The organism is Streptomyces sp. S465 (genome assembly GCF_026898115.1).
In the GTDB taxonomy this organism is placed as follows: domain Bacteria; phylum Actinomycetota; class Actinomycetes; order Streptomycetales; family Streptomycetaceae; genus Streptomyces; species Streptomyces luomodiensis.
Map to the genome: position 1 here is coordinate 2011752 of NZ_CP114036.1, position 14474 is coordinate 2026225.

Below are 14474 nucleotides of genomic sequence, written 5' to 3' on the forward strand. Positions count from 1 at the left end.
TTGTTCGCGGCGGTCGAGCGGCCCAGCAAAAGCAAGCAGCCCAGCAGGCGGCAGAAGATCAGGTAGAGAAGTCGCAGACCCACGATCATTGATCATGCCCATACTTGGGAGATCGCAAAGCCTCAGGTCAACCACCGTACGCCAATAAAGACACCCTTCAGGGTTCGAACCCGCGTCCAGGGTCGTACGGGGACGGTGAAGCGGACGCCGTCGGCGGAGGCGACCAGGCCGCCGCCCCACGCCCTCACGACGTCGATCTCCGCTTAAGCCTCGATGAACAAGGCCGTTGGCCGTCGAGATGTTCTACCGGCGGACCGGCTGCCTGAGCTCGGCGCCTGCAGCCTGGCAGGTGTTACGGCTGCGCCACCAGCACAACGCTGCTCACCTCATGCACCCGCCCGGCATTCACCGGATCTCCCACCGTTACCCGCCAGGTTCCCGGACCGGGCAGCATGAGGTGGGTGTCGTAGCGGCCGTCCCCGTGATTGCGCAGGATTTTACGTCTGCCAGTGTGGCCCGTCTCCACATCCACGGCGCTGGCGGACAACAGCAGCCTGTCGTCATCGGCCGCCACTTCCACACGACATTCCGTCCCGTCGACCACATCAGGCACGTCCACGGTCAACTCCTGCCTGCCGTCTAGGAACTCCCGTGGATCGCGCGCAGTGAGCAGGGCTTCCACCTGGTTGAGCAGTGCCCGTTCGTTCTGTAGCGCCCCATGCTTCTGGGCAAAGAAGCGGACGCTGGAATCATCCGTCGACTGGACCGGAAAGCAAGAGAACCGAGGGACAGTACCGTCGCCGAAGTGATTGGTCCCATCCAGATCCCACAAGCCATCGAGGCCATCGGCAGTGAGCTGCGCCGACTGGCGTGTGGGCTGGCGGTAGCCGCCGAAGGCGTGCACGACGTAACCGCCGCCATGAGCCTGGTCCAGTTCCTCGTGCAACCGCAACGCGTCGACGGCCAGATTCTGGTCCACACCGGACAGACAGACCCGGCCCAAGAGAGAACGCAAGCCGTCAGTGCCGACGAGGCACCGCCAGGTCGGCAAGAGCTGATGCAGCGATGGCATGGATCGTGCCAGCCGAGTGAACGGCTCGGACAGCCTGCCCAACCGCAGCGCCAATCCCTCATGCAGCAAGGTGAGCGCGTTCACCGACCCCCGGTAGGGCGTTCCGATGGTGACGAGGCTGCGGGCGTTCCGGCTACCGCCCAGGATGTCCAGGTAGTAGCGAGCCACCAGGCCCCCCATCGAGTGGGCTACGAACACCACCCGCGCCGTGGGGTCGCCCGTGCGGGCGCGCCAAGCGACGAGTGCCGGTTCCACCCGCGCAGCGAGCCTGCGCGCGTTCAGCCGGACCGAAAGCCGCCAGTCGTATGGAAAGGGCAGAAGGTTGCCGTTCCTCTCGGATACGCCCAACCGCCGCTCCAGGAAGGTTAGGAGCGCGCCGTAGCCGTCGATCGCGGAGACGCCTGGCAGGATGTGCAGCCCCTTGATCAAATTCACGGCCTCGACACCGTCCCTAGGGCTGTCGTCTCCGATGTCGCGAGGCAGGGCCAGCGCCCGCACCTCGTTCAGTCGGCCCAGCGCATGCCGTCCGGCCACCGCTAGGGTGTGGTTCCACACCTCGTGCCCGTCCTTGACCAGGACACTACCCATGATGCCGGGCAGGACCACGACCAAATCCGTCACCGGAAGCGTCGGCACCAATTCCCCCTATTGCTCACTTCGCCGTACCATGCGGTTGGTTGGCGGCAGATCCACATGCTATGGCTGCACTCTCGGCTAGGTCCCTCTTAGGGTGCAGGGTGCACGAGTCCGTCGACAAACGGTGGGGTACGGCAACGGGGAGCACCACAGTGCGGTGGCGCGTATGAAGGACGACGGCAGCTTCGTCCTGGTCGGCGTCGGTGACTACCAGGACACGAGCTGGCCGCGACTGAGCCATGTGCCAGCCAGCGTGGAACGGCTGTACCGGCTGTTCCGTTCCCTCGGGTACGAGCACGAGCTGCCGGACCTGGCCGCTGGCGGCGACTTCGCCACCATCACCCAGCGGTTGCGGGCCTGGCACGGTGGCGGTTCGCGACTGGTCATGTACTGGACGGGGCACGGCTGTGCTGACTCGGGTGAGCACTTTCTGATCACCGCCGACTCCCCTGGTACCCGGCTGGACGAGCTCAGCGCGATCACCGGGAAGGCTCTGGCCCGGTTCCTGGCGCACCGGGAGTTCCACGAAGTCCTAATTCTCCTGGACTGCTGTGCCGGCGGGGTGGCTGCCTCCCGGGTCGCCGCCGAGATCTGTCAGGTGTTGGACCACACCAGTGCCGCCGGGCCCGAGCGGCGGTTCGCCGTGATCGCCTCGACCCGCGGCTACGACAGTGCCGAGGACGGGCTGTTCGCGGAAACACTGGAGCACGTCGTACTACACGGGCCCGAGGATCGGCGATGGACGGAACACGACGAGACCATCCGCTCCGACGAACTGGCCGACGCGATCACCCGGGTCGTGTCGAACCGCGACGCCGCGACAGCCTTCCGTGCGCAGGGCGCGCCCGTGCCGGCACTGCGCAACCCGCTGCATCCGTCGGCCAACGTCCCCGACGAGGATGTGGAGACCAAGCGACTGCGGCGGCTGCGGTCGGCGGATGTGGACCAGCACCTCGTGCTCTCGGCCCGGGGGATCGAGGTGGGCGAGACCGGCTGGTACTTCTGCGGCCGCGAGCGCTTGCTGCGACGCACCATCGACTGGCTGGAGCGCGCCGAGCGCGGGCTGTTCGCGGTCACCGGATCGCCCGGTACGGGTAAGTCTGCGCTGCTCGGCCGGATCGCCACCCTCTCGGTACCCGCGCTGCGTTCTGTCGCCGAAGGAGAGGGCGCGCTCAACGGCACACCCAACTCATTGCTGCCACCTCTGGGCTCGATCGATCTGGCGCTGTCCTGTAGGAACAAGACCCTGGACGACTGTCTGCGCGCCATCGCCGACGCCCTGGACCTGCCCAGGCGCGGCAACGGCTGGTTGCCAGCGGCGCAGGTGGTGCGACAGGTCAGCGAACTGGGCCGGCGGGTGACGGTCGTCCTCGACGGGCTGGACGAGGCAAAAGCGGCCGAGGCCGTGCCGATCGCCGCCGATCTTCTACGCCCGCTCGCCGATCTGCCCGGTGTACGGGTTCTGGTCGGCACGCGCCCGCACCGGGCCGGCGGCACGACGGTCACCACCAGCACCGGCCCTCTACTGCAGACGCTCGCTCCCGATGAGACGGCGGTGCTCGACGACGAGCCGGAAACTCGCGCCGACCTCATCGCGTACGCACAGCGGCGGCTGCTGGGCGCTGAGTACTCCCCGCTGCGCGGCCAGGAGGCACTCGCTCAGGGCTGGGCGCTGCGGATCGCCAACGCCAGCGGCGGGATCTTCCTGTACGCGCGGGTCGCCACCCGTGCCGTGCTGGGCGCGCTGGCGCGGTCCGGCGGCGCAGGTGACCGGCCCGACTTGGACCGGCTGGTGGCCGGCAACCTCACCGCCGTGCTCGATGAGGAGTTCGGGCGCTCCCCTGATCCCGAACGGCTGAGGGATCTGCTGCGCCCGTTGGCCTGGGCGGAGGGTGCCGGGTTGCCGCGCCGGGACCTGTGGCCGGCACTGGCCGAGGCGCTGTCCCGCCGCGGGGCCTGCTATGGGGACAAGGACATCGCCTGGGTGCTGGAGCACGCCGGGTTCCATGTGGTGGAGTCAGGTGAGTCGGGCCAGACCGTGTATCGCCTCTACCACCAGGCACTCATCGACCACTTCCGGAACACCTCGCCGTGGGATTCGCACACCCGGATCACCCGAGCACTGCTGGCGACGCTGCCCGGACGTGGACCCGCCGCCTGGCAGTCCGCCCACCCCTACCTACGTAGGCATCTCCCGGCGCACGCGCTCGTGGCGGGCCTACTGCCGGAGGTGATGCGTGATGTCGGCTTCCTCGTCTGCGCCGACCCCACACGAACCGCTGCGGCCGTACGATCCCTGGCCGAGCGGTTCACACTGCCGGTGGCTCGCCTGTATCTGCGAGCCGCACATCGTTTGCCTTCCCTGTCACCGCAAGCGCGGCTGCGTACGCTGCTGATGACGGCGATGTTCGAGGAACCCGCTCTCATCGGCTGGTTCCGGGGCCACGCCACCGTGCAGGCAACGTTGGAGGCCTCCTCGACACCCCCGGACGACTTCAGCGTCGTTCTGCACGGGCATTCGGGTCCGGTGCTCGCCCTGCAGACCCTCGACGGGGGCGACGGGCGGGACGTTGTCGCTTCGGCGAGCGGGGACGGGACGGTACGGCTGTGGGAGCCAGACACCGGTGAGACACAGATGGTGCTAACGGGCCCGCAGACAACCGTGACGGCGCTGACCCGGCTCACCGACGCCGAGGGGCGTCGGCTGCTGGTCGCAGCGGCCGGACGCGACCTGCACGTGTGGGACCTGGACAACGGTGAGGGGGTCGCCGTCTTGCGCGGCCATTCGGACACGGTGCTGTGCCTCACCGCCTTCGACGGCGGCGACAATCCCCTGCTGGTCTCCGCAGGCGAGGACCGCTCCATACGTCTGTGGCGCACCGACGACTGGAGCGCGACCGTGCTGACAGGCCATGTTGGACGAGTGACCGCGGTGGTCCCAGCACCACTACCAGAAGGGCGCCGGTTTCTCCTGTCCACGGGCGCCGACTGCGCCGTACGCCGCTGGGACGTGGACGGTCCGGAGGCTGCCGGAGTGCTGCGGGGGCACACCGGCACGGTCTACGCACTCGCGTCCCTGGGCGCCTCGGACGAAGGGACCTTCGCGGTGTCCGGCGGGGACGACGGCACTCTGCGGGTGTGGGACGTGGAACGGCTCGTTCTGCAGCGGGTAGTCCCCGGGAGGGTGCGCGAGGTGCGGGCTCTATCACCGTTCACCGGGCGGGACGGCCGCACCCTGCTCGCGGTGGCGGGACGGGGATCGCGGATCACCGTCGTCGACCCGTACACCGGTTCCCTGCGGCGGGTACTGACAAACCGCATGACCGCCCTGCCTGAAGAGTTCGGCTCGCGAGCGGCCACGGGCACCCAGGTGGTCCCGGTGGACTGGGAGGGGCTGTCGCCGCGCCAGCAGGGACAATACCAGGGGCACTACATGGTCTCCGGTGGATCATACGCGCTCGCCCCACTGCGGACCGGTCGAGGCAAGGACCTCTTCGCCTCCGCCGGGTGGGACGGCGCGATACGTCTGTGGGCCTCCGACAGCGGCGGCTCTTCCGAGCAGCCGAACTACGACAACCGCCGCGCACACCGGGTCGCGGCCTTCCCGCACCCCCTGGACGGCTTGCCTTGGGGTCTAGCCGTGGCGGGGGCCGGGGGCGGCGCATGGCTCACCGACGCGCGGGGACGGGAGCGGACCAGACTGTGGCCAGCCCACCGCCTGATCGACCACGTCACCCCACTGGTACTGCCGGATGGTCGGCCAGTCGTCGTCCTGGTGGAGCATGAGGGCCATCGGTTGCACCTCGTGGATGTCGAAACGCGCGAGGAGATCACGGCCGGTGAAACCGTGGCGGGGCTGCATCAGCTCAAGGGGCCGGTGGCCTCGCTACGGACCGCCGAGGCGCCCGGCTGGATGACAGCTCTGGTGGTGAACTACGACGACGCCCCGCCTCAAGCCCTGCTGTGGCTGCCAGGTGACCGTACCCAGGTCCTCGACGGACTGAAGAAGGGGCCGGTCATGATGGCGGTGCCTTGCGTACGCTCTGGGACGAAAGCATTCCTGGCCGCGGTCACCAACGGCGGGGTGATTCTGCTGCACGGCACGTCTGCCCTCTGGGCGGAAGGAGTGGGCGAAACGACCTGTCCTCCCGTGCCCGGTCTATCTCCCGTGGCCGCGCGTACGCCGTCCGGGCACTGGCAACTCGCGGTGCCGGTGCAGGGCCCGGACGGCTTCCGGGCCGCACTGGAACTCTGGGACCTGCACAGCAGTGACGGTAAGGATCCCGACCGCCAACTTCGCCATGACGGAGCCCCCTTCACTCACCTGGCCCGGTTGGTCCGCTCTGATCAAGATCTCATCGTCGCCGCCTGCTCCGACCACACTCTGCGCGTCTGGAACCCGACTCATCCCCACCGGGAACCACTTACGATCCCACTGCCCGGCCCAGTTGGCGACCTGACCACCAGCACCCCCGACCGCGTATACGTCCTGATTGACGAGCACTGGTTCGCCTTGCGGCTGACGGGCTTGGGTGCCGTGCTGTCGGGGTGAGAACACCGTCGTCACCCGCCCCACCCCCATAGCGCTCCAATGGCTTCACCAGGCCTGACCTGAGGCAAGACACCTGACCAACAGGTATCCGGCATGATCCATCCTCCTGCTGGTCCGACTTGCCTACCTCATCGGCACGCGAATCTTCGCGTGGCTGTTCCTGATGTCTCGATCTTCTGCGGCCTTCGGCACGAGCTCGCGGTTCTGCGTCGACAGGTCACCGCGCCCAAGCCTGGCTGGCCGGACCACGCGCTGCTCGCCGTTCTGACCCGACTGATCCGCCAAGCCCTGCCCGAACGCCGGATCGTCTCCCCGCGCACCTCTGCTGGCCTTACCCTTGCCGCAAACCACATCCGTGTAGGTCATGCCCCATGTGGATATTCGTGGAGGATGCCGCCAAGGCGATCGTATCGGCGTATGTCGAGGCGGGCTAACGCGTCGGGATCGTCAATCGGCGGGGCAAGGGATGCAGCGGTCTGGGGCTCGCGACGCCCTGGTGTGGTCGGTGTCCGTTGTAGAACTGCTCGAACTCGTGCAGGGCGTGGAGGAGGTGACGCTGGTACCAGATCAACATCCGGTCCAGGAGCTCGCGGTGACAGGTCTGTATCCAGGGCTGAGTGGTTAGCAGTAAGTAGCAGCTCGGTGAACGAAACTAGGGGAGGAGCCCACGTCTCAGGGGAGGAGGCATGTGGCCCCCGAGGTCTGGGCTGACTGACTTCAGGGAAGGAAATACGTGCGCAAGCACCGATTACGCAATAGAGTGACGCTCGCTGCTGGCACGGCTCTTCTGCTGCTCGCTTCAGCGAATGCCACCGCTGCATCGGCGGAGGAGGACAATCCCGATCCGCCCATCGAAAAGCTCACAGATACTGAACCGCCTGCACCGTCGGTAGAGGGCCCCGGTACACCGGTCGCGCCGGAAGGCGAGATGCCCCCCGAGGACCAAGCGTCCATCAAGGCCGGCCCCCACTACCACATGTACACCGATGATTCCGACAACGGTGGCTGGGTGGAGTTTTTTACCGTCGGTGACGAGGTCCGGATGGGCGACCGGACGTCGGACGGCCGTGGCGTCGAGATCGACGTCTGGAACGAGTCCTCGGCCCCGGACAGCTACGAGTTCGGGTGGTACGAAGGCCGCGGCAAGGGAAAATGGCAGTACTCCAAGGCGAGCATGGGGCAGCCATGGAACATGGCTGAGGGCGACTGCTTCAAATTCCGTATTTCGACTGGTGGACAACGGCAACGTCGTCTCTGGTTCGACGGACTACGCACAATGGTGGAACAGAAACGGCGCCGGCCAGGGCGGGAACTGTGACAGCGTAGAGTAAGTCAACAGCACGTAGCGCGGCGGCGAGGATTCCAGATGTTCCTTGCCGCCGCACCTGCAGAGGACCCAGTCAAATGACCACGTCAAGGCGCCGACGCCGGCGAACCCGTCCCGCACGAACCGTGCTGTTCCTTTTGTTCTCCGCGCTCGCCATCGTCGCTGTGCTCACCATGTACGCCCTGAAGAATAAGCCCACGTACGAGAACAAAGGCCTTGGGGCTGACGAAAAGGTCATGATGGACACGGTGTGGCTGATCGCTGATGACACTGGATATTTAGCCGATGCCAGCCGCAGCAGGATCAATACGCTCATCGACGGGTGGCGCGCCCAGTGCCGCCGTGGCGATGTTGAGAGAGTTAAGGCCATCGAGCGTACGCCCGGCGTTGGCCGGCTGACTGGTACTGAGCGTAGTAAGATTCTCAATTCTTACAAGGACCTGTGCTAAAAAGCCGTATCTCAACCGATCTTGAAGCGTGTGGATCGAGCGGAGTTCCTGGTCGGGTGATCTTCCGGCGGTACGCGTATGGTGCGCCGGGACGGGCGCGAGCCGATGGACCTGGGGGGCCGCAATCGGCGCGCTGGTCACTGAGCGGGCCTGGGAACTCCCGGCCGCCGGTGCCTTGCCGCAGGAGCAGTTGGCGGCCATCGGCCCGGAGCTGACCGGGCACGGCGCCGCGATCGGCTACGACGCCGACACCGGACGGCTCACCGTGTGCCCGGAGTCGTCGGCCTGGGCGGCGAAGGACCGGCTGGAGCAGGCTCGCGTCATTGCGGCCGCCAACGAGTCGGTCGGCCGCACGGTTCGTGCGCGCCCTGAAGATCCTCGCCCCCGGAGCGGTGCGGGTGCCCGTGCGGTCCGAGCGCCGAGGAGGCCGACTGCGGGGATGAGGCCGGGGTCAGGCCGCCGGCAGCTGGGAGGACGCGGCCTGGTCGGTGGGATGGTCCAGCTGCTGCTGGCGGCGGCGCTGTTCGTTGCGGTGCCCTTCGACGCGCTGGGTGAACAGCTTCAGCGCCTCGTCCTCCGGCCGGGCCCGTCCTCGCTGTACGGCCCGATGCCGAGCCGGACGGCGTTCGTTTCCTCCCCCGAGGAGGGCGGACGAACGGCGGCACCAGCTGGCGAGGTGGACGCCTACGCCTTGATCACCGGGCCGTCGCTCCTGCATCCGTCTGGGGTACGCCGGAGCTGTTGCTGGTGGTGGTCAGCCGGGGCGGGGTGTCTGTCAGGATTGGTGGACACACCCGATCGTCACCTGACGGGCTCCTCTGTGGGCTCCGGCGTCGACAGCGGGTCGGAACCTTCGCAATGCGCCAACTCGTCTTCCAGGCCCCGGCCCGGTCATCGCGAAGGTGCTCGGCTACTACGCCAAAGCCGCCACGGCTGGTCAGGGAAGCCTCCCGTGCCCTCCTTCTGTCTGGCGCCTTCGTCGTCCTGCTGGGCTCGGGCGGCGCCGGCGCACCGACGCCGTGCCGGGGAGTGCGAAAGGTGTGGTGCGGCACGTCCGGGATGACGCGTCACTGGCCAGCGGGCTGTCAGAAGTCGTATGGCTTCCCGGTGTTCCAGTTCAGTACGTCGGCCTCGGTCCAGCTGAACTGCTGCTTCTCGCCCTTCATGACGACGGAGTAGTAAGGGTTCTCCTGGCCGTCCGCGCCGCGCAGTGCGATGGCGAGCGACCGGGCCGTCTGGTTCTCCGAGCCGTAGTCGAAGAGGTTCACCGCGCTGTATGCCGTGCCGCCGGGCTGGAGTGTGATGCGCTGGTCGCCGCCCGGGTTGTCCTTCTTCGAGTGCGGCAGTGCGGTGTCGTCGTCGCCGAGTTTCACGGCGGGGTAGGAGGTGACCCAGCATGGCGTGGTGCCCTCGTTGGACGCGGTGATCAGCAGGTGGTCGCCCTGCTGTCCGGCGAACCGGTGCACCGCGGTGACCAGCAGCTCATCGCCGCGGCACTGCTGGGCGGCGGCCGCTGTGTCCTTGCTCGCGACCTCCTCCGTCCCGCCTGAGGCGGTCGCCGAGCGCGTGTCCGCCTTGGTGTCACCGCCGCCGTTGGCCTGCTCCGCGCCCCCCTTGCCGTCCCCGTTGAACGCGGACTGGCTCTGCGCGGTACCGGCGGCGTTGTCGCCCGACGCCTTCGAGTCGCCGTCGGCGCCGCCGCAGGCGGTCAGGCCCAGCGCCAGCGCGGCGGTGACGGCGGCCAGGGCGGCGGTACGGATCCGGGACGTACGCATGATCGGGCTCCCTTGGGTTTGGTGCGGGAGCTTCTTCGGCTGGTTCCCGCAGTGTGGACACCACTTTCCCCGGGCCCACTGACGTCTCGGAAACGTCTCACTCACGTCCGGCAAACGAACCGCGCGCGAACGGAAGAGACTGAGCCGCGGGCGGATAGTCCGTCTCCGTCCGCGCTGTTCCACGGTGCCGTCCGTGTGGCTGGTGGACGCTATACTTGATCTTGACGAGGTCGCCCGAACCCCGGGTAGCCGACCACGCGTTGGTGGTCCAAGGAAAGACGCCCCGCTTCCTGCGGGGAGATGCAGGTGCAAGGCCTGCCCGGCGCTCAACAAGACGGGCCCACCCTGCGTGCGGGGTGGGCCCGTGCACGATACGTCCTGAGGACCGCTCAGCCCACGGGCCAGGCGGCACGAGGCGATGACACAGGGCGGATGCCTCCGCTCAGGTGGTGAGCCTCATCGATCGACCGCACGCCGGGCGAGCTCCTTGAGCTCTATACGCGCGGCGGGTGTGCCCGACGGGCCGCACCAGTACGGGTGCCCGGCGATCTGTACCGACAGCTCCTGCAGGCGCCGACGGCTCCTCGCGGTGCTCGCCGTCGGACCGGATTCCGCGAGCTGCCAGTACGTGCGGTACCAGGCGGTCTGCGCCTCCACGAGGTCATGAGGGAAGTCGTGCTGGGTCATACACCGCATTAGATCGCTTGTTCGAATATAGAGGCAAGCAGGCACCCGGTACACGTGCAGCATGAGGCCGGCGGGAAGGCCTTCGGCGATATCCCCGCGGGCTTGAGGACAGCTGGAGCCCCGCTGTCGCGTATCCACTATGGGGTGACAGTCCCTGGGAAATGACCTTGTGTGCGCGGCGGCCGGCTGGAGAAGCGGCGGTCGCCCCGAACCATGGGCCTACCCCGCGAACTCCCTGATCGCCCCGCTCATCACGGCAGCCATCATCCTCGCAGGCATTCTCGTTTGCCTCACACGACAGGACCCTTTGCGGTCCCCTCACTGAGGAAGAGCCATGAGCACAAAGCTGCACCCGTACTTGCGAGCACTGGCGAGACATTCTCCCCAGCTTCGGTCACCGCGACGGCCTGGTCGAGGTGATGCAACTCAGCCAGGGCGGGGTGTCTGTCAGGGTGGTGGGCATGGCGAATGAGGCGACGACGCATGACGAGCGGCTGCGGGACCTGGAGGCGGAAGCGTTCCGCACCGGGCGGACGCTTGCGGAGCACAGCGAGCAGCTGGCGACGTTCCGTGAGCAGCAGCGTGCGGCGTTCGGGAACATCGACTCGCTCGCCGATGCCGTAGGGGCGCCGGGTGGCCGGTCGATCACTCAGCGTCTGGACACGATCGAACGAGTTCTGTTCGCTCTTGCCCGTGCGCAGGGCATCGACCCCGACACCGTCCCCTGACCTGGGCGACCCGATCGTCACCTGACGGGCTCATCTGTGGGCTCCGGCGTCGACAGCGGGTCGGAACCTTCGCAATGCGCCAACTCGTCTTCCAGGCCCCGGCCCGGTCATCGCGAAGGTGCTCGGCTACGGCCTTGGGGAACATCGGTACAGCCGTTGGCGCTGATATTGATCAAGGGGTCTAGCTGCGGATTTCCGTGTTCGGGTGGGGCTGAGTCTGGAGACGGTTGCGGAGGTCGATCTCCTCGGGGGTGAGCGGGTCTTTGGCCGGCGGATGCGGACGGGCTTGGGTCGCAGCGGCAGGGCGTCGTCCGCCGCAGCCTCCTCGGCTTCGGCCAGCGCTCGGTAGAGGGAGGCGACCGATGGGTTCTTGCCCGTGTTCTTCCCGGTCTTTATGACCAGCTTCTTCGCGATCTCGGGGACGGGGACGCCCTTGTCCTTGAGGGCGACGGCGAAGGTGAGCATGTCGTCATCGATGACCTTCGGCCGTCCGCCATGGTTGTCCTTGGCCGCTGCGGTGACCTGGCCTTCGAGGGTCTTCTCCCGGATGTAGTTGCGCTCGATCTGTCCGGCGACGGCGAGCGCGGCGAAGAACATGGCGCCCATGCCGTTGGGGTCGTAGATGCCGGTGAGCGGGCCGGTGAGGAGTTCGAGTTGGATGCCGCCGGCTTGGAGTTCGGCGGACAGCGTCATCAGCTCGGCCGCGTTGCGCGCGAGCCGCTTGAGCTCGTGGACGGTGAAGATGACCGGCGTCTCGGGTGCGGCCTCCTTGAACTGGCGGGCCAGTGCGAGCGCCTTCTCCAGTTCGGGCCCGGCTGTGGGGACCATCCGTACAGCCAGTATCGATGAGATTGATCATGGTCGCGTAGCAGGTCAGACACTCGATCGCGGGATCTTCGGTCGTGGGGAACATCGGTGCAGCCGCTGACGCCAAGCACTTGATCTTGATGGTGCGGGCTCGAGTGTCCGGGACTATAGGGGGCGGACCCGCTGGCGCGGAGCCCTAACGCCAATCTCGGTCAGCCCCTCTTGGGGGCCGAGAAAAATTCATGTGAACCAGCGTGCAGGCACGGTGCCTTACCAGGGTGAAGGTAGCCAGCAGATGCCCCAGGAGCGGACATGGTCTTTCGAGAGATCCGGACAGCATTGGGCGGCACCCTGAGGGGACGGGTGAGTGGGATGTGGCACACGATTCGGACGTGGATTGAGGGCAGGAACGCCGTGGCGTTCGAGCGTGAGCGGCGCTCGACGTTGCTCGCGGTGCCGGCGACCCTTCATCAGGGCGGGAGAATCTACGATCAGCGGACTGACGGCAGCGTCCTGGAGATCGCCGTTCCCACCCCAGGACATTCGGGTGTCATCATCGGTGAGAGCGTCCGGCAGCACAGCACCGCATCGCCCCCTCCCGTGCTTCCCTCATCCTCCCGTCCCGCCCTTTCCGGTACCGAGGAGCAGTGATCTATGTCCGTCCTCCGTCCTCCATCACAGCCCCTGGTCGGCGAGGCTTTTCGTATCCCGGAGGGCACATCCCTCCACAGGGTTCACTACGAACGGCGCGGTCCGACCGCGTTCAACCCTGTTGTCGAAAACAGTCACTTCTTCGGCGAGCGCTTCGACGGCACGCCTGCGGATCCGTACCCCTTCCTCTATGCGGCCTTCACTCCTGAAACGGCGCTTGCGGAGACGGTGCTGCATGCCGTTCCCTTCGACGAGGGAGGAGCGCGGCTGATCTCGCCCAAGATAATCTCGGGACGTCGCCTAGCCGAGTTGAAGACCACTGAGCCACTGGATCTCCTCGACCTGACGAGCGCCGCTGCCCTTGCTCGTGTCGGTCAGTCATCTTGGCTCGTACTTGCCGACAGCGGTGAATACCGTCATACGCGGGCCTGGGCTGCGCTGCTGCGCGAGCACAACCCCTGGGCCCAGGGGTTCGTGTGGCCTTCGTTTTGTAGTCACCCAGAGCACATGGTGGTGCTCTTCGGCGACCGGTGCCCCTCCAACATCCTGGTTGAGGTCAAATCCGCACCGCTCAATCCGACGCGGGCGAACGATCTCTTGCGAGCGTTCCGAGCTCAGATTCCTCACCAGGACCCGCCTGGGCCCCTTGATGAGGCCCTACCCATTAGCGAGCCGCCCCAGCCAGCGAAAGAGAAGGAGGGTGACGACTTCGTCTCCTTCTTCAAGGCTCACTTCCCGCAGGTCTGTCGCATCCTCAACGCGCGACAGAACGACTGGGAACTGGCGCAGGATGCTGCCAGCCGGGCCTTCCAGATCGCTCACCGCAGATGGCCAGACGTACGCGCCCACCCCAACCGCGTCGGCTGGGTCGTCAAGACTGGCCGACGGATCCTCATGAGGGTGCACCGCATTCAGGCAAAGCACCCAGAACAGCATCTGGGCGACACCGATCTCAATGTGTCGTGCGAGGACCTGGATCCTGCGACCACGACGGTGGAGAAGGTGGCCCTCCGCGCCGCGATCAGGAACCTCGCCCGGGACAAGCGCGAGTGCTTCGTCATGCACTACGTGCTCCATTACTCCGTGGCAGACATCGCTGAGTTCGTGCAGATCCCACCCGGCACGGTCAAGAGTCGACTCAGTGCAGCACGCAGGGACCTCAGGGACGCACTCGGTCACGATTTCCGCGAGGGAGGCACACGATGAAGCCCAACGCCGAAGTCCACGTCGAAGGATTCAACCGGGCGATGTCCGAGGAAGAGGTGCTCAGCCACCTCGCCGAGCTCAGGCACCGCGCCGCCATGCACACGCCCATCCTCGACGACGACGACTATGAAGCGGCCATCGACGAGGCAGCTCGTGAGATCGCTGGGGAACCAGTCCTCTGACGACGCCCGGAAACGGAAAGAGAAGAGGACCCAGCCCGGGGCCGGATCACTGGGCATTTCCATCCCGGACCTGCGCCAGCAGCTGGGCGACGACGTCGGTCGTGCCCTCCTCGGTCTGCTGGACCAGATCGTCCAGCACGCGGTCCTTGTCGAGGACTTGCCGGGTGAGCCGTTCCATCGGCTCCGGGTCGGTGCCACTGCCAGGGCGGGTGATCCGTGCGCGGACCGGTCGGCGGGGGCCGACGACGTGCGCCCCTGTCGGGGCGTCGGCTTCCTCGGCCTCGGCGAGTGCCCGGTAGACGGAGGCGACCGAGGGGTGCTGTCCGGCGTTCTGGCCGGTCTTGATGGTCAGCTTCTTGGCGATCTCGGGGACGGGGACGCCGCGGTCTTTCAGCGCGAGGG

At 67.0% G+C, this 14474-nt stretch carries 13 protein-coding genes and 2 pseudogenes; 7 read left to right on the forward strand and 8 right to left on the reverse strand.

From position 1 onward, the window contains the following. Nucleotides 1-352 precede the first annotated feature (352 nt). Nucleotides 353-1708: a lipase/acyltransferase domain-containing protein gene (locus tag N6H00_RS08610; RefSeq protein ID WP_268970996.1), complete on the reverse strand. Its 1356-nt coding sequence runs from the start codon at nt 1706-1708 to the stop codon at nt 353-355. A gap of 166 nt (nt 1709-1874) precedes the next feature. On the opposite strand from N6H00_RS08610, the gene N6H00_RS08615 reads away from it, so the two are divergent. Next, entirely contained in the window at nt 1875-6260 is a 4386-nt protein-coding gene (locus tag N6H00_RS08615) for a WD40 repeat domain-containing protein (RefSeq protein WP_268976880.1), read from the forward strand. Between the two features lie 123 nt (nt 6261-6383). Here the strand turns inward: N6H00_RS08615 and N6H00_RS08620 are convergent, their stop codons facing one another. Both N6H00_RS08620 and N6H00_RS40465 read right to left on the reverse strand, forming a co-directional pair. Then, on the reverse strand, nt 6384-6626 hold the full coding sequence (locus tag N6H00_RS08620; protein WP_268970997.1) for a hypothetical protein: 243 nt from the start codon (nt 6624-6626) through the stop codon (nt 6384-6386). Next, nucleotides 6623-6870 (reverse strand): annotated as a pseudogene (locus N6H00_RS40465) (hypothetical protein); the annotation flags it as partial. The pseudogene N6H00_RS40465 and the gene N6H00_RS08620, both read right to left, overlap by 4 nt. 123 nt (nt 6871-6993) lie before the next feature. Between N6H00_RS40465 and N6H00_RS08625 the strand changes: the two are divergent. From N6H00_RS08625 to N6H00_RS40470, 3 genes and pseudogenes are all read left to right on the forward strand, one after another. Continuing rightward, the gene (locus N6H00_RS08625) at nt 6994-7578 is read left to right on the forward strand and encodes a hypothetical protein (RefSeq protein ID WP_268970998.1); all 585 of its coding nucleotides are present in this window, start codon (nt 6994-6996) and stop codon (nt 7576-7578) included. An 86-nt stretch (nt 7579-7664) separates the two neighbouring features. Continuing rightward, a complete protein-coding gene (locus tag N6H00_RS08630; protein ID WP_268970999.1) occupies nt 7665-8036 on the forward strand; it encodes a hypothetical protein in 372 nt (123 codons plus the stop codon). A 28-nt stretch (nt 8037-8064) separates the two neighbouring features. Continuing rightward, nucleotides 8065-8334, forward strand: a pseudogene (locus N6H00_RS40470) (hypothetical protein); the annotation flags it as partial. Between the two features lie 153 nt (nt 8335-8487). On the opposite strand, the gene N6H00_RS08640 reads toward N6H00_RS40470, so the two are convergent. The 3 genes from N6H00_RS08640 to N6H00_RS08650 all read right to left on the reverse strand — a co-directional run bounded on the left by N6H00_RS08640 (nt 8488) and on the right by N6H00_RS08650 (nt 10498). Continuing rightward, complete coding sequence (locus N6H00_RS08640) at nt 8488-8754, reverse strand: hypothetical protein (protein ID WP_268977292.1); 267 nt, start codon at nt 8752-8754, stop codon at nt 8488-8490. A gap of 367 nt (nt 8755-9121) precedes the next feature. Further along, entirely contained in the window at nt 9122-9811 is a 690-nt protein-coding gene (locus N6H00_RS08645) for a DUF4232 domain-containing protein (RefSeq protein WP_268971000.1), read from the reverse strand. A 456-nt stretch (nt 9812-10267) separates the two neighbouring features. Next, nucleotides 10268-10498 (reverse strand): hypothetical protein, encoded by a 231-nt coding sequence (locus N6H00_RS08650; protein WP_268971002.1) that lies wholly within the window; start codon nt 10496-10498, stop codon nt 10268-10270. Nucleotides 10499-10959: 461 nt separating this feature from the next. On the opposite strand from N6H00_RS08650, the gene N6H00_RS08655 reads away from it, so the two are divergent. After that, nucleotides 10960-11226, forward strand: a complete 267-nt coding sequence (locus N6H00_RS08655; protein WP_268971003.1) for a hypothetical protein — start codon at nt 10960-10962, stop codon at nt 11224-11226. 126 nt (nt 11227-11352) lie between these two features. On the opposite strand, the gene N6H00_RS08660 is transcribed toward N6H00_RS08655, so the two are convergent. Continuing rightward, nucleotides 11353-12054: a recombinase family protein gene (locus N6H00_RS08660; RefSeq protein WP_268971004.1), complete on the reverse strand. Its 702-nt coding sequence runs from the start codon at nt 12052-12054 to the stop codon at nt 11353-11355. A gap of 633 nt (nt 12055-12687) precedes the next feature. On the opposite strand from N6H00_RS08660, the gene N6H00_RS08665 reads away from it, so the two are divergent. Both N6H00_RS08665 and N6H00_RS08670 read left to right on the forward strand, forming a co-directional pair. Further along, the gene (locus N6H00_RS08665) at nt 12688-13890 is read left to right on the forward strand and encodes an RES domain-containing protein (protein ID WP_268971005.1); all 1203 of its coding nucleotides are present in this window, start codon (nt 12688-12690) and stop codon (nt 13888-13890) included. Then, nucleotides 13887-14072, forward strand: a complete 186-nt coding sequence (locus tag N6H00_RS08670; RefSeq protein ID WP_268971006.1) for a hypothetical protein — start codon at nt 13887-13889, stop codon at nt 14070-14072. The genes N6H00_RS08665 and N6H00_RS08670 overlap by 4 nt, the downstream gene beginning before the upstream one ends. A 46-nt stretch (nt 14073-14118) precedes the next feature. Here the strand turns inward: N6H00_RS08670 and N6H00_RS08675 are convergent, their stop codons facing one another. Further along, the gene (locus N6H00_RS08675; RefSeq protein WP_268977293.1) at nt 14119-14250 is read right to left on the reverse strand and encodes a hypothetical protein; all 132 of its coding nucleotides are present in this window, start codon (nt 14248-14250) and stop codon (nt 14119-14121) included. Nucleotides 14251-14474: the final 224 nt, after the last annotated feature.

Coding starts and splice junctions, on each gene's coding strand:
- N6H00_RS08650 (WP_268971002.1), bottom strand. CDS start 10,498: ATGACCCAGCACGACTTCCCTCATGACCTCGTGGAGGCGCAGACCGCC.
- N6H00_RS08660 (WP_268971004.1), bottom strand. CDS start 12,054: ATGGTCCCCACAGCCGGGCCCGAACTGGAGAAGGCGCTCGCACTGGCC.
- N6H00_RS08675 (WP_268977293.1), bottom strand. CDS start 14,250: ATGGAACGGCTCACCCGGCAAGTCCTCGACAAGGACCGCGTGCTGGAC.
- N6H00_RS08665 (WP_268971005.1), top strand. CDS start 12,688: ATGTCCGTCCTCCGTCCTCCATCACAGCCCCTGGTCGGCGAGGCTTTT.
- N6H00_RS08615 (WP_268976880.1), top strand. CDS start 1,875: ATGAAGGACGACGGCAGCTTCGTCCTGGTCGGCGTCGGTGACTACCAG.
- N6H00_RS08655 (WP_268971003.1), top strand. CDS start 10,960: ATGGCGAATGAGGCGACGACGCATGACGAGCGGCTGCGGGACCTGGAG.
- N6H00_RS08670 (WP_268971006.1), top strand. CDS start 13,887: ATGAAGCCCAACGCCGAAGTCCACGTCGAAGGATTCAACCGGGCGATG.
- N6H00_RS08630 (WP_268970999.1), top strand. CDS start 7,665: ATGACCACGTCAAGGCGCCGACGCCGGCGAACCCGTCCCGCACGAACC.
- N6H00_RS08640 (WP_268977292.1), bottom strand. CDS start 8,754: ATGCAGGAGCGACGGCCCGGTGATCAAGGCGTAGGCGTCCACCTCGCC.
- N6H00_RS08620 (WP_268970997.1), bottom strand. CDS start 6,626: ATGACCTACACGGATGTGGTTTGCGGCAAGGGTAAGGCCAGCAGAGGT.
- N6H00_RS08645 (WP_268971000.1), bottom strand. CDS start 9,811: ATGCGTACGTCCCGGATCCGTACCGCCGCCCTGGCCGCCGTCACCGCC.